The organism is Nonomuraea sp. NPDC049758, assembly GCF_040674635.1.
Classification (GTDB): domain Bacteria; phylum Actinomycetota; class Actinomycetes; order Streptosporangiales; family Streptosporangiaceae; genus Nonomuraea.
Genome location: NZ_JBFAMZ010000006.1, coordinates 43,288 through 62,244, shown reverse-complemented (window position 1 = coordinate 62,244; position 18,957 = coordinate 43,288). Strand labels below are relative to the sequence as shown.

Below are 18,957 nucleotides of genomic sequence, written 5' to 3'. Positions count from 1 at the left end.
TGCCCGGCGGATCGGGGAACGGGGGGGAACATGGCGAAGGGGAACGGCCGCGACGGCGTTCAGCCGGTCGATCAGCCCATCGGGAAGCTGGAACTCGTGCACGCCTTCGAGTCCGGCCCGATGCCGACCGGCGTCACGGTCTCCCGTGCCGGCCGGATATTCGTGAACTTCCCCAAATGGGGTGACGACGTTCCGGCGACCGTGGTCGAGCTGCGGGACGGCAAAGCCGTCCCCTACCCCGACCAGGAGTGGAACACCGAGGCCGACGAGCCGTCGAAGTGGCTGGTCTCGGTGCAGAGCGTGGTCGTCGATCCCATGGACCGGCTGTGGATCCTCGACACCGGCAGCCCGATGTTCCGGCCCACCAGGAAGGGCGGGCCGAAGCTCGTCTGCGTGGATCTGGAGACCGACACCGTGGTCAAGGTCATCATGTTCGACCGCGGTGTCGCCCTGGAGACGTCCTATCTCAACGATGTGCGGTTCGACCTGCGCAAAGGGGTCGCCTACCTCACCGACTCCGCCGACAAGGGGCCCAACGGGATCATCGTGGTCGATCTCGCCAGCGGGCAGGCGTGGCGCCGGCTGCACGACCACCCGAGCACCAAGGCGGCGCGGCCGCCGGACTTCGTGCCGGTCGTGGAGGGCCGGCCGTTCATGGAACGGCCGCAGGACGGGCCGCCGTCGCCCGTCCTGATGGGCGCCGACGGCATCGCGCTCCCGGCCGGCGGCGAGCGGCTCTGGTACTGCCCGCTGCTCTCCCGCCGCTGGTCCAGCGTGTCCACGGACGCCCTGGTCGACCGCACGCTGGACGACGACGAAGTGGCGGCGACGGTCAGGGACGAGGGCGACAAGGGCGGCTCGGCCGACGGCCTGGAGGCCGACGACGCCGGGCACATCTACCTGACCGACTGGGAGCACAACGCGGTGCTGCGCCGGACGCCCGACGGCACGATCGACACCCTGGTCCACGACGCCCGCCTGCTGTGGCCGGACACGCTGTCGGTGGCCGACGGCCACCTGTACGTGACCGCCAACCAGCTGCACCGGCAGGCCAGGTTCCAGGAGGGGCAGGACCGGCGGCGGTATCCGTACGCGCTGTTCCGGGTGCCGATCGACGCCGGACCGGTCCGGCTGGTCTAGCGCCGCGGGCGCGCATGGTCTGGGTCATGGTTTGCCGCCTTCGTCGACGCGGTATGCCCGCTACGTAGAGGTACTGATCGGATACCGATCGACGCCATCGCTGAACCTCTGCAATGGCCACTTGGGGGGCTTAAGGCCGATGAATGCCGCTAAATACGACTGGTTTCCTGACGGCGTGACCGTCCTGGGGGCGTCATGTCGCTGAACGCACGCATCGGCAGGATCGAGAGCCTGCTCGAAGGGGCCGAACCGCCCGCCGTCGAGCTGGCCCAGGCCCTGCTCGACCTCTACGGCGAGGGCCTGACGCGGATCATGGCCGCGGCCGACGACGACCTGGCCGCCCGGCTGGCCGCCGACGACGTGGTCGCACACCTGCTGCTGCTGCACGACCTCCACCCGATCGACGTGCGGACCCGGGTCGAGGACGCGCTGCGCGGCACCGGCGCCGAGGTGCTCGCCGTCGAGGGCGACCTGGTACGCCTGCGGCTCCCGGACGACGACGGGAACTCGGCGGACGCGGTGCGCCGGGCCGTGCGCGACGCGGCCCCCGAGGTCGAGCAGGTCGAGATCGTCCGGTCGGCGTCGGGCGTGGGGGCCGGCAGATGGACCACGTGAGGCGCGTCGCCCGCGCCGTCCTCTACGGGGGCTACCTGCTGTGGCCCAGCCGCCAATCCGTCCCGCCCGACCGGCGGCGCTGGAACTTCGGCGGGGTGCACCCCGAGTCCTACGGCCGGGCGCACGAGGGCAACCCGTGGCTGACCCAGACCCAGTGCCTGCTGGAGGCCGGCGGCGACGACGTCGTGGACGTGCACGTGCGCTTCCTGCACCTGGTCACCTGCGAGGTGGCCGTGCGGCGCGAGGGCGAGCTGGTCCGCGTGCCCGAGCTGACCGTCGGCGGCGCCCGCCACCTGCCCAGGGAGGAGGCCAAGGAGCGCGAGGTGGCCGAGACCGGGCTGCGCCTGGCCGACCTGCTGGCCTGCCCGACCGGCATGGAGATCCACGTGCCGCCGGGCCAGCGGGCCGAATGGCTCGACGGCGAGGGCGTGCTGCTGCGCGGCTGGGAGGCGCTGAGCGGCCGGGCCGAGGTGTTCGCCGAGCGGCTGCGCGAGGGCCTGTTCCGGCTCACCGTCCGGGTGGCGAACACCAGCCCGTGGCAGGGCGACTCGCGCGCGGAGGCCATGAAGCACACCCTGATCTCCGCGCACACGGTCGTGAGCTCGCCGGGCGGCCGGTTCGTCTCGCTGACGGAGCCGCCCGACGGGCTGCGCGCGCTCGCCGCGGGCTGCCACAACATCGGCACCTGGCCGGTGCTGGTGGGCGAGGAGGGCGACCGGCACACGATGTTGTCGGCCCCGGTCATCCTCTACGACCATCCCAAGGTCGCGCCGGAGAGCGGCACGTTCGACGCCACGGAGATCGACCAGCTCCTCGACCACTGCGCCGCGCTCACCCCGGAAGAGCTCATGCGCCTGCACGGCACCATGCGGGAGACGTGACATGGACACTCGGTACCCGACGGAACGGCCGGCCCCGGCCGAGGCGATCGTCGACGGCGTGCGGCTGGCCCCGGGCAGCCGGGTGCGCCTGCGCCCGAAGAGCCGCGCCGACATCCTCGACCTCGCGCTCGACGGCCGCCTCGCGGTGATCGAGAGCGTCGAGCGGGACGACGTCGGCGGCTTCCACGTCGGCGTCACGCTCGCCGGCGACCCGCTGCGCGACCTGGGCGAGTCCAGGCTGCCGTGCCACCGGTTCTTCTACTCGGCCGAGGAGCTCGAACCGGTCGGAGGGGGCTGCCGCCCGCGCGTCCTGGTGGCCGGGATCGGCAACGTCTTCCTCGGCGACGACGGCTTCGGCGTCGAGGTCGTGCGCCGCCTGGCCGACGACGACCTGCCCGCCGACGTGCTCGACTTCGGCAGCCGCGGCCTCGACCTGGCCTACGCGCTCCAGCGCGACTACGAGGCCGCGATCCTCGTGGACGCCGCGCCGCGCGGCGAGCCGCCGGGCACGCTCACCCTGCTCGAACCGGACATGCTCGAACCGGACATGCCCGGCCTGGGCGGCCCCGGCGGCATCGCGGCCGAGAGCCACGGCCTCGACCCGGTCAAGGTGCTGCGCATGGCGCGCGAGCTCGGCCGGGTGCCCGCGCGGGTGCTCGTGCTGTGCTGCGAGCCGGCCCGGCTGGTCACCGACGACGTGCTGGTGGAGCTGAGCGAGCCGGTGCGCGGGGCGGTCGAGGAGGCGGTGCGGATGGTGCGCTCGCTGGTCATGGACGTGCTGGCGGAACGGGCCTGACCCCGTCCGGCGGAACGGGCGTGGCACCGTCCGGGGCGCCGGGCACCGAGCGCATGCGGCCGATGATGGCGGTCGTCGAGCGGTCGGGCAGGTAGTCGAGCACCAGCACCTCGCCGCCGAGCGAGCGCACCAGCGGCGCCTCCGGCAACATCTCCGGGGTGTAGTCGCCGCCCTTGACGTAGATCTCCGGCCTGATGAGCCTGAGCAGGCGTTCCGGGGTGTCCTCGTCGAACTCGGTCACGTAGTCCACGTCGTTCAGGGCGGCCAGCACCGACATGCGGTCCTCGCACGGGTTGAGCGGGCGTCCAGGGCCCTTGAGCCGGGTGACGCTGGCGTCGCTGTTGACCGCGACCACGAGCACGTCCCCGAGCTGGCCGGCCTGCTCCAGGTAGCTGACGTGGCCCCGGTGCAGCACGTCGAAGCAGCCGTTGGTGAACACGATCCGCTCGCCCCTGCGCCGGTGCTCGTCCAGGAGCTGGGCCAGGCGCTCGGCCGCCTGCACGGTGCCCTCCTGGCGGCGCAGGGCGCGCAGCAGCTCGTAGCGGGTGCAGATGGACGTGCCGGAACGGCGTACGACCACGCCGGCCGCGGCCTGGCCCGCCTCGGCGGCCTCCTCCGGCGTCGCGCCGGCGGCCAGCCAGAGCGAGAAGGCCGCGGTGTAGGTGTCGCCCGCGCCGGTCGCCATGTGCTGGGGCGCGGGCCGGGCGTAGGTCCGGTACGGCGGGCAGCCGGCGCGGTGCAGCAGCGTGCCCTCGCCGTCCAGGGTGGTCACCACGATCCCGGCACCGGTGGCGGCCAGGATCTGCGCGGAGCGCGCCATCAGGTACGCCGGGCGGTCGGCCGCGGCGTCCACCTCGCCGAGCAGGCCCACCACCTCGGCGTAGTTGGGCAGCACCGCCGCCGGCGCGCACTCGACCCAGGGCGCGACCGCGTGCGCGTCCACCACGAGCAGCGGCAGCCCGGCCAGCGCCCGGCGCACCGCCGGGGTGAACACGCCGCCGCCGTAGTCGCAGGCCACGACGACGTCCGCGCCGGCCACGGCCGCGGAGACGCGGGCCAGCAGCGCGCGTTCGGCCTCGGGCGGGATGACGTCGAGGTCCTCCTCGTCGTAGCGGGCGGTGAGCTGGCCGCTGGTGACCAGCCGCCGCTTGTGGGCGGTCCGCCGCCCGGGCACCGCCTGCAGGTCCGTCTCCACGCCGAGCAGCCGCAACGCCTGGACGAGCTGCTCGCCGCAGGCGTCGTCGCCCACGACGCCGACGAGCCGGACGCGGGCCCCGAGCGCCGCCAGGTTGGCCGCGGTGTTGCCGGCGCCGCCCGGCGCGTCCTCGACCGCCTCCAGGCTCATCACGGGCACCGGCGCCTCCTGGGCCAGCCGCTTGGCCGAGCCGTGCAGCCACGAGTCGAGCATGACGTCGCCGACGACGACCGCGCTGACCGTCTCTTCCCTCATGGTGCCCATAGAGGGCGAGTACCTGTAAAAGCCCAGCTCAAACGCAGACCAGCTCAAATAGGTTCGTCCGAAACCGAAGTTATGGGCCATCCCTGTCGGGTAGCCCGGCCGCTATGTACGGCCCTTCGGACACCGGGCTGCCGCCCAGGCGGGCCTGCCGCCTGGAGCTGCCGGCCACTGTCGCGGACAGGAGCGCGGAATGCTACGACTACATGCCGGGGACCCCATGACGGCCCGGCCCGGCCTGGTCGAGGGCGTGCGGAGCATCGCCGTCCTGCGGGCCAACGCGATCGGCGACTACCTGGTCGCGCTGCCGGCCATCGAGGCGATCAAGCTGGCCTACCCCGACGCCCGGCTCACCCTGCTCGGCACGCCGTGGCACGCCGAGTTCCTGTCCGGGCGGCCAGGACCGGTGGACGACGTGGTGGCGCTGCCGCCGATCACGGGGGTCTCGACGTCGGAGACCGGCTACCCGGTGCCCGGCGGAGCCCGCGCCGAGCTGCGGGAACGGGCGTTCGACCTGGCGGTGCAGATCCACGGCGGCGGGCGCTTCTCCAACCCGTTCGTGCGCTCGCTCGGGGCGCGGGTGACCGCCGGGCTGCGCTCCCCGGACGCCGAGGAGCTGGACCGGTGGGTGCCCTACACCTACTTCCAGCACGAGACGCTGCGTTTTCTCCAGGTCGCCGAGCTGGTCGGCGGGGTCGCCGAGCGGCTCGAACCGCTGGTGGCCGTCACCGCCCGCGACCGGGCGGAGCTGGCCGAGTCGTTCGGCGAGCCGCCGGCCGGGCTGGTCGCGCTGCATCCGGGGGCGACGGACCCGCGGCGGCGCTGGTCCCCCGAACGTTTCGCCGAGGTGGCCGACCGGCTGGCCCGGCCCGTCGCGGTGACCGGGAGCTGGGCCGAGAAGGACCTGGTGGAGGCGACGGTCGCGGCCATGCGCGGGCGGGCGCACCCGGTGCTCCCCGTCGTCGGCACGCTCACCCTCGGCGGCCTGGCCGCCCTGTACGAGCGCTGCGCCCTGGTGGTCGCCAACGACACCGGCCCGCGCCACCTGGCCGCGGCCGTCGGCACGCCCACGGTCGCCGTCTACTCGTGCGTCAACGTCATCAACGCCGGGCCGCTCAGCAGGACCGCGCACCGGCCGCTGATCTCCTGGACCACCCGGTGCCCGACCTGCGGCGCGAGCGGCGTGGACGTGGAGGCCGAACGCTGCGAGCACGACGGGACGTGGGTCGCCGACGTCTCGGTGGACGACGTGACAGAACAGGCCGAAGACCTACTGAAGGGATATCGAGATGACTGACCAGGCCGTGCTGGACGAACTGCAGGAAGCCCTGGACGAGGCGTTCCAGGGACGGGACCGGGTGGCGATGCGCGAGGTGTACGCGCGGGTCTCCGCGCACGTGCACATCCCCGCCGACATGCTGGCCCATCTCAACGAGGTGCCCGAGGGCAGCTACTCCAGGGAGGAGATGGCCGAGGCGATCAACGACGTCATCAGGCGGCGCGGCGAGCAGGACAGCCTGGGCCTGCTGGGCATCCCGCGGCAGCGGCCGGTGGAGGAGACCGCCGCCGCGGAGCGGGCCGTCGCCGACGACACGCCGCTCGAATCCCTCAACCCGCCCCAGAACCCGCCGGACGACGGCCAGGCCCCGGAGTTCCGCGAACCGTAGGGGCTCTCTCAAATTAGACCGTTCGTTCTTGAATGTGGTAGCTTCACCGCGTGGCACGCAGCAAGGAGTTCGATCCCGAGGTCGCGCTCGACCGGGCGCTCGACCTGTTCTGGGAGCGCGGTTACGAGGCGACCTCGATGGCCGACCTGGTGGAGCGGCTGGGGCTGGCGCGGGCCAGCATCTACGGCACCTTCGGCGGCAAGCGGGAGCTCTACGTCAAGGCGCTGGAGCGCTACCTGGCCCGGCGCAACGTGGTCGAGCCGCTGGCCCAGCCGGGGCCCGCGGTGCCGGCCGTGCGCGCCTTCCTCGACGCGTACGTGGCCGAGATCCTCGCCGACGAGCTGCGGCGCGGCTGCATGGTCGTCAACACGGCCGTGGAGTTCGCCTCGCGCGACGCCGAGCTGGCCCGCCGGGTGACGGCGAGCTGGGCCGAGCTGGAGACCGCGCTGGCCGCCGCGCTGGTGCGCGCCCGCGCCCAGGGGGAGATCCCCGAGTCGAAGGACCCCTACGCGCTGGCCAGGTTCCTGCTCGTGCTGCTCCAGGGCCTGCGCGTGCTCGGGCGGGCCGACCCCGACCCGCGCCGCCTGCGCGACGCGGTCGAACAGGCCATGATTGCCGTGCAAATTTGAGACCGATCGTTCTAGGAGCTTGTCGTGTTCGAAGGAAAAGTCGTGCTTGTCACCGGGGCCACCGGGGTCGTGGGCCGGGCCGCCGCGCTGGCGTACGCCAGGAAGGGCGCGTCCGTGCTGGCCGCCGGGCGGGACACCGCGCGGCTCGGCGCGGTGGTCAAGGAGATCGAGGCGGCGGGCGGCCGGGCCACCGGCTTCACCGCGGACGTCACCGACTCGGCCTCCGTCGCCGCCATGGTGGAGGCCGCCGTCACCCGTTACGGCGGGCTCGACGTGGCGCTGAACGCCGCGGGCGTCTTCGGCATGCTGGCCCCGGTGGCCGACTACGACGAGGACACCTGGGACACCGTGCTCGCGGTGAACCTCAAGGGCGTGTTCCTGTCGATGAAGCACGAGATCGCCTACATGCGCGAGCACGGCGGCGGCGTGATCGTCAACGTGGCCAGCAACCTCGGCGCCCACTGGCGACTGCCCGGGGCCGCCGCCTACGCCGCCTCGAAGGCCGCGGTGAGCCACCTGACCCGCACCGCCGCCCGCGACCACATCGCCGACGGCGTCCGCGTCAACGCGGTCAGCCCCGGCCCCATCGACTCGCCCATGTCCACGCGTCCCGGCGAGACGACCGCCGAGCGCGACGAGCGCATGCGGCACGCCCTGCCCATCGGCCGCGTCGCCACCCCGGAGGAGATCGCCGCCGCCGCGTTGTGGCTGTCCTCGCCGGAGTCCAGCTTCGTCGTCGGCCAGGACCACGTGATCGACGGCGGCGCCACGGCCTGACTCAGCCGGCGGCCACGCGCGGGCGGGTCTCCTTCATGGCCAGCACCGCCACCAGGCTGATCAGCCCGACCCCGGCCATGTACGCCGACACCGACAACGACGTGCCGGTCGCTTCGTGCAGGGCGGTCGCGACCAGTGGGGCGAACCCGCCGCCGAGCAGCGCGCCGACCGCGTACGAGAAGGAGACCCCGCTGTAGCGGTAGCGGGGCTCGAACATCTCGGCGAACATCGCCGACTGCGGCCCGTACGTCGCGGCGAGCCCCACGTTGAGCACCACCACGGCGACCACCATCAGCGCCGCCACCCTGGTGTCCACCAGCAGGAAGAACGGCACGGCCCAGACCACGAGGAGCACCGAGCCGGCCAGGTAGACCGGCTTGCGGCCGATCCGGTCGGACCAGATCGCCGTGGCCACGATCCCGGCCAGCCAGGTCAGGCTGCCGATGATCACCACGACCAGCATGAGGTTCCTGCTCACCTTCAGCACCTGGGTGCCGTAGGACAGGAGGTAGGCGAGGAACACGTAGCCGATCGCGGTGTTGGCGACGAAGCTGGCCGAGGCGAGCAGCAGCGCCCGCGGCCGCTCACGGAAGACGTCGAGGACGGGCCGCCTGCTGCGGGCCTGCTCGGCGGACAGCGCCCGGAACACCGGCGTCTCGGTCACCCGCAGCCTGATGAACAGCCCGACCGCGACCAGCACGACGCTGAACAGGAACGGCAGCCGCCAGCCCCAGCTCGCGAACTGCGCCTCCGACAGCCCGGCCGTCACCGCGACGTACACCAGTTGCGCCAGGATCAGCCCGGCCGGCACGCCCACCTGCGAGTACAGCCCGTAACGGCCGCGCCTGCCGGGCGGGGCGTGCTCGACGGCGAGCAGCGCCGCGCCGCCCCACTCGCCGCCGGCGCTGAGCCCCTGGAGCAGCCGCAGGACCAGCAGCAGGATCGGGGCCGCCACCCCGATCCGGTCGTAGGTGGGCAGCAGCCCGACGCCGACCGTGGCCGCGCCCATCAGCAAAAGGGACGCGACCAGCATCGCCTTGCGCCCGAGCCGGTCGCCGAAGTGCCCCCACACCAGGCGCCAGAGTAGATCTTCCTCCGCCCGCTTCCCAGTGGCCCGGGGCAGGCGTCCCTAGAACGCCACCCCGCACCGCAGGATCACGTTCGCGTACGGCGTGGCCTCGCCGGTGCGGACGGCCAGCCGCACCCCCGCCGACAGCCGCTTCAGCTCCTCGTGCGGCACGTACGCCAGCCCCGGCAGCCGGGCGGCGAGCAGCTCGGCGCAGCCGGGGTTGCCCGCGCGCACCTCCTCGGCCGCCGTGGCCCCCTCGACGACGAGCTCGGCGAGCAGCCCGTCGAGCACGTCGGCGAAGGCCGGAATGCCCGGCAGGAAGGCCAGGTCGACGACCCGCACGCCGGGCGGCACGGGCATCCCGCTGTCACAGACCAGCACCTGGTCGGTGTGGCCGAGCCGGGCCATGGCCCCCGCCAGCTCGGCGTTCAGAATCCCCGCGCGTTTCACTGGAAGTCCGCGACGTTCTCCTTGGTCGCCACCTTGACGGGCACGGCCACCGTCTTGTCGATGGTCTCGCCCTTGGCGGCCTTGACCGCGGCCTGCACCGCCTGCTGACCGAGCAGCGACGGCTGCTGGGCGACGCTGGCGGCCAGCGTGCCCGCCTGCACCGCCTTCAGGCCGTCGGGGGTGCCGTCGAAGCCGACGACCTTGACCTGCTGGCCCGCTTTGGCGCCCAGGGCCTTGATCGCGCCCAGCGCCATCTCGTCGTTCTCGGCGAAGACGCCGGTGATGCCGGGGTTCGACTGGAGCATGTTGGTCATGACGTCCAGGCCCTTGGTGCGGTCGAAGTCGGCCGGCTGCTTGGCCACGACCTTGATGTTCGGGTACGCGGCGATGCCCTCGGCGAAACCCTGGCCCCGGTCGCGCGAGGCGGACGTGCCCGCCGTGCCCTGCAGCACGACCACGCTGCCCTTCTCGCCCAGCTGCTTGGCCAGCTCCTGAGCGGCCAGCTTGCCGCCGGCCACGTTGTCGGAGGCCACGGTCTGGGCCACCTCCGCGCCGTTGACGCCGCGGTCGGCCGCGATCACCGGGATCTTGACCCGGTCCGCCGCCTTGACCGCCGGGGCCGCCGCGTCGGAGTCCACCGGGTTGACGATGATCGCCTTCATGTTCTGGCTGGTGAAGTTCTGGACCTGGTTCACCTGCTGGGAGGCGTCGTTCTGGGCGTCGGTGACGGTAAGCGTGACGCCCTCCTTCTTGGCCTCCGCCTCCGCGCCGCTGCGCAGCTGCACGAAGTAGGGGTTGTTCAGGGTCGACACCGACATGCCGATCTTGATGTCCCCGCCCCCCGAGGACGTGCCACCGGAACCGCCGTCGCCGGAGGAGCCGCAGGCGGCCAGGCCGAGCGTGAGCGCGGCGCCGGCCATGACAATCGCGGGAATCCGCATGATCTTTACTTCCTTTTCCTAGTTCGTTCCCCTGCGCCGCAGGGTGTCGACGAGGACCGCGAGCGCGATCACCACGCCGATCACGACCTGCTGCCAGAACGCCGAGACGGACAGCAGGTTCAGCCCGTTGCGCAGCACGGCGAGGATGAGCGCGCCGACGAAGGTGCCGAGCGCCCTGCCCTTGCCGCCGGACAGGCTCGCGCCGCCGATGACGACGGCCGCGATCGCGTCCAGTTCGTAGCCCGCCGCGGCCTGCGGCTGGGCCGAGGCCAGCCGGCTGGCCAGGACGATGCCGGCCACCGCCGCGAAGACGCCGGACAGCGCGTACGTGATGAGCTTCTGCCGGTTGACCTTGATGCCGGACAGCCGGGCGGCCTCCTCGTTGCCGCCGATGGCGTACATGGCCCGGCCCGGGTACGTGCGGTTGAGCACCACGGCCGCGATCACGCCCATGACCAGCATGACCAGCACCGGGATCGGCAGGTAGTCGCCGAGCGTGTCGCCCAGGTGCGAGACCGAGTCGGGCATCGCGATCGGGCTGCCCTGCGAGATGACCAGCGCCAGGCCGCGGGCGATGCCCAGCATGGCCAGCGTGGCGATGAACGGCGGCAGCTTGCCGTACGCGATCAGGGCGGCGTTGACCAGGCCGCACACGACGCCGACGGCCAGCGAGACCACGACGGCGACCGGCCACGGCAGCCCGGCGCTGGTGGCCGTCCAGGCCAGCACGATCGCCGACAGCGCGGCGACCGAGCCGACGGACAGGTCGATGCCGCCGGTGACGATCACGAACGTGGCCCCGAAGGCCAGGATCGCGGTGACGGCCGCCTGGACGCCGACGTTGAGCAGGTTCGTCACGCTGAGGAAGTCGGAGGACAACAACGACAGCGCCACGACCAGCACGACGAGCGCGGCGAGCGCGCCGTTCTCGGCGAACCAGGCCGCGGCGGGCGACCGGCGGCCGGTGAGCTTGTTCGGAACGGTGCTACTTGGCACGGGGACCCTCCACATCCGTGACCGCGAGGGCCATGACGTCGTCTTGCGTGGCCCCGGCCGCGGGCAGCTCGCCGACGAGCCTGCCGCGGGCCATGACCAGAATGCGATCGCTCATGCCGAGCACCTCCGGCAGATCGCTGGAGATCATGAGCACGGCGTGCCCGGAGGCGGTGAGCGCGTTGATGAGCTGGTAGATCTCGACCTTGGCCCCGACGTCGATGCCGCGGGTCGGCTCGTCGAGGATGAGCACGCCCGCGTCGGCGACCAGCCACTTGCCGATGACGACCTTCTGCTGGTTGCCGCCGGACAGCGTGCGGACCTCCTGGTCCAGGCCGGTCATCCGGATGCCGAGCTGCTCGGCCACCTTCCCGGCGGCCTTGCGCTGGCCGGCGCGGTCGACGAAGCCGGCGCGGGTGGCGGCGCGCATGGTGACCAGGCCCAGGTTCTCGGCGACGTCCGCGCCGAGCACCAGGCCCTGGCCCTTGCGGTCCTCGGGGACCAGGCCGAGCCCGGCCTCCATGGCGGCGTGCACGTCGCCGGGCGCCAGGCGGGTGCCGCGGACGACCACCTCGCCGGCGTCGTAGCGGTCGGCGCCGAAGACGGCCCGCGCGACCTCGGTGCGGCCGGCGCCGACCAGCCCGGCGACCCCGACCACCTCGCCCGCGCGCACCTCGAACGTGACGTCGTCGAAGACGCCCCTGCGGCCGAGGCCGGAGACCTTGAGCAGGGCCTCGCCGCGTTCGGCGGCCTGCCGCGGGAACTGCTGGTCGATCGGGCGGCCCACCATGAGCCTGACCAGCTCGTCCTGGGCGGTGTCCGCGGGGATCTCGGTGACGGACCTGCCGTCGCGCAGCACGGTCACCCGGTCGCCGATCTCGGCGATCTCCTCCAGGTGGTGGGTGATGAACACGATCGAGACGCCCTCGTCGCGGAGCTGGCGGACGATCGTGAACAGCTTGGCGACCTCGCCGGAGGTGAGCACGGCGGTGGGCTCGTCCATGATGAGCACGCGGGCGTCGAGCGCGAGCGCCTTGGCGATCTCCACCATCTGCATGCGGGCGATGCCGAGCCGGGAGATCGGCGTCGTCGGGTCGACGTCCACGCCGACGCGGTCGAGCAGCGCCTTGGCCTGCCGTTCCATGCGCTTCTTGTCCACCAGCCCGAAGCGGCGCGGCGGGCGGCCGAGCGCCAGGTTCTCCGCGACGGTGAGCTGGGGGACCAGGTTGAACTCCTGGTAGATGGTGGCGATGCCGAGCCGCTGGGCGTCGCCCGCCGACCGGATGTCCACCGGCTGCCCGTCGACGGTGACCTGCCCGCCGTCCGGCCGGTACGCGCCCGACAGGATCTTGATCAGCGTGCTCTTGCCCGCGCCGTTCTCGCCGAGCAGGACGTGCACCTCGCCGGCGCGCAGGCTCAGATCGACGCCGTCGAGTGCCACGACGCCGGGGAAGACCTTGCGCAGGCCCTCGGCCTTGAGTATCTCCGCGGTCACTCCATGATCCCTTTCCGCTCGCATGATCGGCGAATCACCAGGCGCGCCGGCAGGACGTGCGAGTCGGCCGCCTGCCCGCTCTGGATCCGGCCGATCACGAGCCGCACGGCCAGGCGCCCCATCTCGGCCGTCGGCTGGGCGATGGCGGTGATCGGCGGGGCGGTGTGCTTGAACCAGGTCACGTCGTCGAAGGAGGCGACGGCCACGTCGGCGGGGATGCGCAGGCCCCTGGCCTGGATCTCCTCCAGACCGCCGAGCGTCATCAGGTTGTCGCCGAAGAAGATCGCCTCGGGCGGCTCGGGCAGGTCGAGCAGCTCGGCGGTGATGCGCCGGCCGCTGCCCTCGCGGAAGTCGCCGGGGCGCACGTACTCGGGGCGCACCTCCAGGCCCTCGGCGGCCATCGCGGCGGCGAAGGCGGCCGTGCGCTCGCGGCCGGTGGACAGGGTGGCCGGGCCGGAGGCCAGGGCGATCCGCCGGTGGCCCTGCTCGCGCAGGTGGCGGACCAGCTCGGCGATGGCGGCGGCGCCGTCGGAACGCACGGAGGGCACGTCGAGCCCGGAGATCGTGCGGTCGAGGAACACCACCGGGCGGCCGGCCTCGGCGAGCTGCTGCACCAGCGGCGTGACCTCGGCGGTCGGGCAGATCAGCAGCCCGTCGACGCGCTGCTCCAGCAGCGTGCGCACGTAGTGGTCCTGCTGGTCGGCGCGCTCGTCGGCGTTGCCCATGACGACCGTGAAGCCCTCGCGCCTGGCCTCGTCCTCCACGCTCCTGGCAAGCTCGGTGAAGAACGGGTTCAGGACGTCGCCGATGATCAGGCCGATCGTCCTGGTCGCGGTGGTGCGCAGGGAACGGGCGACGGCGTTCGGCACGTAGTTGAGCGCGCTCATCGCGTCGTAAACTCGGCGCCGGGTCTCCTCGTTGACCGAGGGGTTGTCGTTGAGCACGCGGGAGACCGTGGCGACGGAGACACCGGCCTGCGCGGCGACGTCCTTGATCCTTGCCATCGTTCCTCCGTGTAATCGATTACACGGCAGCTTATGAAATCGATTACATGATTGGCAAAGTGAAATGGCTCACACCCCCGGGGGAGAGGGTGTGAGCCGGCTTTCGATGGCTCGGGCCTTCCGGACCTGCCCGGACCTGCCCGGACCGCGCCCGGACCGCCAGGCCCGGGCCGGGGCCCGTCAGACCTTGCTGATGCGGACCGCGTCGGCGATGACGAGGCCCGTGCCGGCCGTCCACCGGCTGACGCCGACGACGTTGTAGGTGCCGGCGTTCAGCGAGAAGCTGCCGATGCTGCGCCAGCCTCCGCCGCCGGAGCGCTGGTCCACGTAGACGGTCTGGTTGCCGCCCGAGGCCGCCACGATGTACGGCGCCGAGCTGTTGTAGCCCGGATCGGACGGGTACCAGACCTCCACCTTGTACGTGCCCGCGCTGGGGATCGCGGCCTGGTACCAGGCGGGGTCGCTGGCGGCGACCGGGTCGGAGAAGCGGTAGTCGGCGCCGTAACGCTGGCTGGAGTAGGCGGAGGTGCCCCAGTTGCCGCTGGCGGTGAACTGGCCGGAGGTGGCGTTGTCCACCGTGGTGGACCACGAGGGCGTGCCGCCGCCGGTCACGTAGTTCATGTACGTGGTCCAGTTCCAGTACGGCCCCGGATCGGTGTGGTCGGCCCCGGGAACCTCGTTGTGCCCGATGATGTGGGCGCGGTCCTTCGGGATGCCGTACTTGTCGCAGATGGCCTTGGTCAGGGCCGCCGACGCGCGGTACATGGCGTCGGTGAACCACGAGGACTCGCTGACGTAGCCCTCGTGCTCGATGCCGATCGACCTGGTGTTGTACGTCCAGTTGCCGGCGTGCCAGGCGACGTCCTTCTCGCGCACCATCTGGGTGATGGCGCCGTTGGACGACTTCACGACGTAGTGCGCCGAGACCTGCGCGGCCGAGTTCTGGAACCAGGAGATCGTCCCGGCGTACGAGCCCTGCGTCACGTGGATGACCACGCGGTCGATCGCGTAGCTCGACGGCCGGCTGGAGGCGGTGTAGTTGCTGGAGCTGGCCGGGACCCAGGCGGCCGGGCCGTAGTCGGTGCTGAGCACGCCGACGTCGCCCTGGGTGCTCAGGTCGCGGGCCTTGGCGTAGTCGCCGCGGTCGGCGGTGACCTCCTGGGGCTTGACCGTCACGCCCCGGGCCGTGATGCCGAGGCCGAGCTGCTCGTAGACCGAGTCGGCGTACAGCCGGGCGATCTCCGGCGAGGAGGCGTTGCCGTACTTGGCGACGGCCTGGTACCAGCGGCCGGCGTCCTTGCGGCCGGCGTCGTCGAGGCCGAGCTCGTCGGCGTAGGAGCGGAGCAGGGCGGCGCCGCCGAGGATGTTGGCGGCGTTGTCGGAGCGCAGCTTCTCGACCGGCAGGCTGGTGAGCTGGGCGGCCTTCTCCAGCGCGTGGGTCGTGGGGTTGCTGACCAGGTGCATCAGGCCGTAGCCGCCGCTGGCGCTGGGCTTGCCCTGGTGGTCGTCGAGGTGGGTCTCGGCGTAGGCGAGCGCGACCAGCAGATCGCGGGGTACGTCGCTGGCCGAGGCGGCCTTGGCGAACGCGGCCGGCAGCGCGGGCTCCCGGGCGGCCTGGGCGGCGGGCTGGCCCGCGGTGATCAGGGCGACGGTCAGGGCGGACGTGGCGAGGGCAGCTAATCGCGTGCGGGCGAGAATCATGGGGATGCTCCTCGTTGGGGGGTGACGGGTGGAACGCGGGCGCGGGTCCGCGGCCCGCGTTTGGCCGCCGAATGCGGCCCAACGTATGTCACCTCTGACACAATGTCGATAATTGACATTACAGACGTGTTAGGTGAAACTTTCCGCCCGCCGTCCAGGAGGCGGCGCGAAAGTTGGGCCCCTGAAAACTATTGCGCTCTGCGATCAGGGGACTGAAACTTCCTTTCGTGACCGCGCTCCTGCGTACCGTCCTGGCGGCGCTCACCGCCGCAGTCGTCACCGTCGTCGTCGCCATCGTGGCCTCCGCTCCCGTCTCCGCAGCCCCCATCTCCGCCTCCGCAGCCTGCGCGACCGATCCCGCGACGCCCAAGCGGCAGCTCCGGGCGATGTGGATCTCCTCGGTCGCCAACATCGACTGGCCGAGCCGTACCGGGCTCAGCGTCTCCGCCCAGCAGGCCGAGTTCCGGGCCTGGCTCGACCTGGCCGTCGCCAAGCGCATGAACGCCGTGATCGTGCAGGTCAGGCCGACGGCGGACGCGTTCTGGCCGTCGCCGTACGAGCCGTGGTCGCAATGGCTGACCGGCACCCAGGGGACGAACCCCGGCTACGACCCGCTGGCGTTCATGGTCGGCGAGGCCCACGCGCGGAACCTGGAGTTCCACGCCTGGTTCAACCCGTACCGGGTCGCCAACAACGACGACCCGACCAAGCTGATCTCCACGCACCCCGCGCGGCAGCACCCCGACTGGCGCTTCGCCTACGGCGGGAAGCTCTACTACAACCCGGGCATCCCGGCGGTACGCGACTTCATCGAGGACGCGATCATGGACGCCGTCACCCGCTACGACGTGGACGGCGTGCACCTCGACGACTACTTCTACCCCTATCCCGTCAGCGGCCAGGCCATCCCGGACTCGGCCGCCTACGCCCAGTACGGCGGCGCGTTCCCGAACATCGCCGACTGGCGGCGGGACAACGTCAACCTGCTCGTCCGCGAGCTCGGCCAGCGCATCCACACCGCCAAGTCGTGGGTGTCCTTCGGGATCAGCCCGTTCGGGATCTGGCGCAACTCCTCGACCGACCCGCTCGGCTCGCGCACCTCCGGCCTCCAGTCCTACGACGCGATCTACGCCGACAGCCGGCAGTGGGTCAAGCAGGGCTGGATCGACTACCTGGCGCCGCAGATCTACTGGCACATCGGGTTCTCGACGGCCGCCTACGAGGTGCTGACCGCGTGGTGGTCGGACGTCGTGCGCGGCACCGGCGTGCAGCTCGTCGTGGGGCAGGCCGCGTACCGGGCCGGCGCCGCGGGCCAGGAGGCCGCCTGGCAGGACCCGGCCGAGCTGAGCGACCACCTGTACGACAACAGGAAACATCCCGAGATCGCCGGTGACGTGTACTTCAGCGCCAAGGACGTCAAGGCCGACCGGATCGGGGCGATCACCAAGCTGGTCGCCGACCACTACGCCAAGCCCGCCCTGCTGCCCGCCCGGGGCTCCGGGGCCGCGCCCGCCGCGCCTGCGATCACCGCGGCCACCGCGGGCTCGAACGGCGTCCAGCTCACCTGGACCGGCTCCGGCACGGCGTACGCGGTCTACCGCGTGGCCGGCACCCCGCCCTCGGCCGATCCGTGCTTCTTCGCCGACGCCCGCAACCTGATCGGCACGACCAGGCAGAAGTCCTACACCGACCCGGGCGGCGGCGCGTCCACCTACTACGTGACCGCGCTGAGCAGGACCCACCAGGAGAGCGCGCCGAGCGAGGGCCGGTCGGCGGGCGGCACGGGCGGCTTCAGCGTCGTGATCGACAACGCCGACGCCGGTTTCACGGCCTCCTCCTCCTGGGGCACCTCCAGCTACTCCACCCAGGCCAACGGCGCCGACTACCGCTTCGCCGACCCGGTCGCGGCCAGCGACCCGGCCTGGTTCCGGGCGGCGATCCCGAGCGCGGGCAGCTACCGGGTGGAGGTCTGGTACCCGGCCAACGCGGGCTACAACGGCTCCGCGCCGCACATCGTGGCGGCCTCGGGCGGCAACCAGACGGTCAACGTGGACCAGCGCACCGGCGGCGGGGCCTGGCGGGTGCTGGGGACGTACACGCTGGCGGGCGGGACGTACAACGTGGTCGGGGTGAGCCGGTGGACCTCGGCGACCGGCTACGTGATCGCCGACGCCGTGCGCATCACCAAGGTCTGACCCTTCAGGAGCGGGCCTTCGCCCAGGCGGGGCTGTCGATGAAGTGGTTGTCGAAGCGGTCCTGCGAGGCCAGCAGCTCTTCGAGCGTGGCCTCGCCGGTCTTGAGCCGGGCCAGCAGGCGGAAGTACTCGAACCGCTCGACGCCCGGCGTGATGACGATCAGCAGGTCGGCCTCGGCGCCCGGGGCCGCGGCGAAGGCGTGGGCCACGTGGGGCGGGACGACGGCGACGTCGCCCTGCTCCAGCGTGATCACCTCGTCGCCGGCCAGCACCTGCGCCCGGCCGTCGAGGACGTAGAACATCTCGGAGGCGGTGGTGTGGGTGTGCGGAACGGCGCCGTCGGCGCCCGCGCCGAGCGTGATGCGCATGGTGCTCAGGGCGCCGCCGGTGGCGCTGGAGTCGAGGAGCATGCGGCCCGTGCTGGGCGGGCCGCCGATGACCTCGGCGTCGACGGAGCGGATGACGGCGGTGCTGCGGGGGTCGATGAGCGACATGGTGTTATCCGTTCTCGGAGAGGGCGCCGCGGAGTGCTGTCTCCACGAGGCGTTCGGCGTAGGCGCGGCCGACAGGGGAGCCGGTGATCAGGACGCGGTAGTACAGGGCCCCGGCGAGCTGGTCGAACAGGGCCTCCACGTCGAGGTCGGCGCGTAGCTGGCCGCGGTCCCTGGCCCGTTCGAGCAGGGCGCGGGCCAGGGTGTTGCGGCGGGCGTACATCTGCCGCTCCAGCTCGCCGACGTCGGCGTGGCGGGCGGCGGCGGCCACGAGCTCGGCCACCGTGCCCGCCGACCCGTCGTCGTCATCGGGCGCGCGGCCGGCCGCGCGCATCCGGTTGAGCCCGGCCGCGATCTTCTCCAGGTACGCGGGCAGGTCGCGGCGGATGTCGCCGGTGTCGGTGATCTCGTCGTGGTCCTGGAGCCGGTTGACGACGGCCAGGGCCAGGTGGTCCTTGGTCGGCCAGCGGCGGTAGAGCGTGGTCTTGGCGATGCCGGCCCGCTCGGCGACCTCGTCGGGGGAGAGCCCGACGTAGCCGCGCGCGAGCAGCAGCTCGGTGGCGGCCCTGAGCACACCCTCGTCGACGTCACTCCTGCGCGGCCGTCCCACCATGCCCTGCCTCCTTTTCGCTACCTGAGTAGCGTAATCCTGGAGGGC

General features: G+C 72.3%; 19 protein-coding genes. 9 read left to right on the top strand and 10 right to left on the bottom strand.

From position 1 onward, the window contains the following. Positions 1 to 30 precede the first annotated feature (30 nt). The 4 genes from AB0J46_RS17230 (at position 31) to AB0J46_RS17215 (ending at position 3,432) form a co-directional block, all read left to right on the top strand. Entirely contained in the window at positions 31 to 1,140 is a 1,110-nt protein-coding gene (locus AB0J46_RS17230) for an L-dopachrome tautomerase-related protein (protein WP_364332410.1), read from the top strand. Positions 1,141 to 1,335: 195 nt separating this feature from the next. Next, entirely contained in the window at positions 1,336 to 1,755 is a 420-nt protein-coding gene (locus AB0J46_RS17225; protein WP_364332408.1) for a hypothetical protein, read from the top strand. Continuing rightward, positions 1,743 to 2,636: a hypothetical protein gene (locus AB0J46_RS17220; RefSeq protein ID WP_364332406.1), complete on the top strand. Its 894-nt coding sequence runs from the start codon at positions 1,743 to 1,745 to the stop codon at positions 2,634 to 2,636. Before AB0J46_RS17225 ends, AB0J46_RS17220 begins: the two co-directional genes overlap by 13 nt. 1 nt (position 2,637) lies before the next feature. Beyond that, positions 2,638 to 3,432, top strand: a complete 795-nt coding sequence (locus AB0J46_RS17215) for a hydrogenase maturation protease (protein WP_364332404.1) — start codon at positions 2,638 to 2,640, stop codon at positions 3,430 to 3,432. Here AB0J46_RS17215 and rfaE2 read toward each other — a convergent pair. Further along, positions 3,404 to 4,882, bottom strand: coding sequence for a D-glycero-beta-D-manno-heptose 1-phosphate adenylyltransferase (rfaE2, locus tag AB0J46_RS17210; RefSeq protein ID WP_364332401.1), 1,479 nt, complete (start codon positions 4,880 to 4,882; stop codon positions 3,404 to 3,406). The two genes, AB0J46_RS17215 and rfaE2, sit on opposite strands and share 29 nt — an antisense overlap. Before the next feature lie 199 nt (positions 4,883 to 5,081). Here rfaE2 and AB0J46_RS17205 point away from each other — a divergent pair, with 199 nt between their 5' ends. From AB0J46_RS17205 to AB0J46_RS17190, 4 genes are read left to right on the top strand one after another with little or no spacing between them, the layout of a single operon-like run. Continuing rightward, positions 5,082 to 6,185, top strand: a complete 1,104-nt coding sequence (locus AB0J46_RS17205; protein WP_364332398.1) for a glycosyltransferase family 9 protein — start codon at positions 5,082 to 5,084, stop codon at positions 6,183 to 6,185. Further along, on the top strand, positions 6,178 to 6,555 hold the full coding sequence (locus AB0J46_RS17200; RefSeq protein ID WP_364332395.1) for a hypothetical protein: 378 nt from the start codon (positions 6,178 to 6,180) through the stop codon (positions 6,553 to 6,555). The genes AB0J46_RS17205 and AB0J46_RS17200 overlap by 8 nt, the downstream gene beginning before the upstream one ends. Positions 6,556 to 6,605: 50 nt before the next feature. Then, the gene (locus AB0J46_RS17195) at positions 6,606 to 7,184 is read left to right on the top strand and encodes a helix-turn-helix domain-containing protein (protein ID WP_358291730.1); all 579 of its coding nucleotides are present in this window, start codon (positions 6,606 to 6,608) and stop codon (positions 7,182 to 7,184) included. A gap of 42 nt (positions 7,185 to 7,226) precedes the next feature. Further along, complete coding sequence (locus AB0J46_RS17190; RefSeq protein WP_364332392.1) at positions 7,227 to 7,961, top strand: SDR family oxidoreductase; 735 nt, start codon at positions 7,227 to 7,229, stop codon at positions 7,959 to 7,961. A gap of 1 nt (position 7,962) precedes the next feature. Here AB0J46_RS17190 and AB0J46_RS17185 read toward each other — a convergent pair whose 3' ends face one another. The 7 genes from AB0J46_RS17185 to AB0J46_RS17155 form a co-directional block, all read right to left on the bottom strand. After that, a complete protein-coding gene (locus AB0J46_RS17185) occupies positions 7,963 to 9,033 on the bottom strand; it encodes an MFS transporter (RefSeq protein WP_364332389.1) in 1,071 nt (356 codons plus the stop codon). 57 nt (positions 9,034 to 9,090) lie between these two features. Further along, positions 9,091 to 9,480 (bottom strand): D-ribose pyranase, encoded by a 390-nt coding sequence (gene rbsD, locus AB0J46_RS17180; protein ID WP_358291736.1) that lies wholly within the window; start codon positions 9,478 to 9,480, stop codon positions 9,091 to 9,093. Then, positions 9,477 to 10,421: a substrate-binding domain-containing protein gene (locus AB0J46_RS17175; RefSeq protein ID WP_358291739.1), complete on the bottom strand. Its 945-nt coding sequence runs from the start codon at positions 10,419 to 10,421 to the stop codon at positions 9,477 to 9,479. Before AB0J46_RS17175 ends, rbsD begins: the two co-directional genes overlap by 4 nt. A gap of 18 nt (positions 10,422 to 10,439) precedes the next feature. After that, positions 10,440 to 11,417 carry an ABC transporter permease gene (locus tag AB0J46_RS17170; protein ID WP_352358766.1) on the bottom strand — a complete coding sequence of 326 codons (978 nt, stop codon included), beginning with the start codon at positions 11,415 to 11,417 and terminating at the stop codon, positions 10,440 to 10,442. Further along, complete coding sequence (locus tag AB0J46_RS17165; protein WP_364332384.1) at positions 11,407 to 12,909, bottom strand: sugar ABC transporter ATP-binding protein; 1,503 nt, start codon at positions 12,907 to 12,909, stop codon at positions 11,407 to 11,409. Before AB0J46_RS17165 ends, AB0J46_RS17170 begins: the two co-directional genes overlap by 11 nt. Further along, complete coding sequence (locus AB0J46_RS17160; RefSeq protein ID WP_352358770.1) at positions 12,906 to 13,913, bottom strand: LacI family DNA-binding transcriptional regulator; 1,008 nt, start codon at positions 13,911 to 13,913, stop codon at positions 12,906 to 12,908. The genes AB0J46_RS17165 and AB0J46_RS17160 overlap by 4 nt, the downstream gene beginning before the upstream one ends. Before the next feature lie 180 nt (positions 13,914 to 14,093). Next, positions 14,094 to 15,614: an N-acetylmuramoyl-L-alanine amidase gene (locus AB0J46_RS17155; protein WP_364332380.1), complete on the bottom strand. Its 1,521-nt coding sequence runs from the start codon at positions 15,612 to 15,614 to the stop codon at positions 14,094 to 14,096. Positions 15,615 to 15,841: 227 nt separating this feature from the next. Between AB0J46_RS17155 and AB0J46_RS17150 the strand changes: the two genes are divergently transcribed. Then, complete coding sequence (locus AB0J46_RS17150; RefSeq protein ID WP_364332377.1) at positions 15,842 to 17,809, top strand: family 10 glycosylhydrolase; 1,968 nt, start codon at positions 15,842 to 15,844, stop codon at positions 17,807 to 17,809. A 4-nt stretch (positions 17,810 to 17,813) separates the two neighbouring features. Here AB0J46_RS17150 and AB0J46_RS17145 read toward each other — a convergent pair whose 3' ends face one another. Then, positions 17,814 to 18,302, bottom strand: a complete 489-nt coding sequence (locus AB0J46_RS17145; RefSeq protein ID WP_364332374.1) for a cupin domain-containing protein — start codon at positions 18,300 to 18,302, stop codon at positions 17,814 to 17,816. Positions 18,303 to 18,306: 4 nt separating this feature from the next. Then, positions 18,307 to 18,912, bottom strand: coding sequence for a TetR/AcrR family transcriptional regulator (locus AB0J46_RS17140; RefSeq protein WP_364332371.1), 606 nt, complete (start codon positions 18,910 to 18,912; stop codon positions 18,307 to 18,309). Positions 18,913 to 18,957: the final 45 nt, after the last annotated feature.

Excerpts from the sequence above, each read along its gene's own strand:
- AB0J46_RS17175 (WP_358291739.1), bottom strand. The coding sequence starts at position 10,421 with ATGCGGATTCCCGCGATTGTCATGGCCGGCGCCGCGCTCACGCTCGGC.
- AB0J46_RS17225 (WP_364332408.1), top strand. The coding sequence starts at position 1,336 with ATGTCGCTGAACGCACGCATCGGCAGGATCGAGAGCCTGCTCGAAGGG.
- AB0J46_RS17140 (WP_364332371.1), bottom strand. The coding sequence starts at position 18,912 with ATGGTGGGACGGCCGCGCAGGAGTGACGTCGACGAGGGTGTGCTCAGG.
- rfaE2 (WP_364332401.1), bottom strand. The coding sequence starts at position 4,882 with ATGAGGGAAGAGACGGTCAGCGCGGTCGTCGTCGGCGACGTCATGCTC.
- AB0J46_RS17230 (WP_364332410.1), top strand. The coding sequence starts at position 31 with ATGGCGAAGGGGAACGGCCGCGACGGCGTTCAGCCGGTCGATCAGCCC.
- AB0J46_RS17155 (WP_364332380.1), bottom strand. The coding sequence starts at position 15,614 with ATGATTCTCGCCCGCACGCGATTAGCTGCCCTCGCCACGTCCGCCCTG.
- AB0J46_RS17215 (WP_364332404.1), top strand. The coding sequence starts at position 2,638 with ATGGACACTCGGTACCCGACGGAACGGCCGGCCCCGGCCGAGGCGATC.
- AB0J46_RS17160 (WP_352358770.1), bottom strand. The coding sequence starts at position 13,913 with ATGGCAAGGATCAAGGACGTCGCCGCGCAGGCCGGTGTCTCCGTCGCC.
- AB0J46_RS17145 (WP_364332374.1), bottom strand. The coding sequence starts at position 18,302 with ATGTCGCTCATCGACCCCCGCAGCACCGCCGTCATCCGCTCCGTCGAC.
- AB0J46_RS17200 (WP_364332395.1), top strand. The coding sequence starts at position 6,178 with ATGACTGACCAGGCCGTGCTGGACGAACTGCAGGAAGCCCTGGACGAG.
- AB0J46_RS17220 (WP_364332406.1), top strand. The coding sequence starts at position 1,743 with ATGGACCACGTGAGGCGCGTCGCCCGCGCCGTCCTCTACGGGGGCTAC.
- AB0J46_RS17205 (WP_364332398.1), top strand. The coding sequence starts at position 5,082 with ATGCTACGACTACATGCCGGGGACCCCATGACGGCCCGGCCCGGCCTG.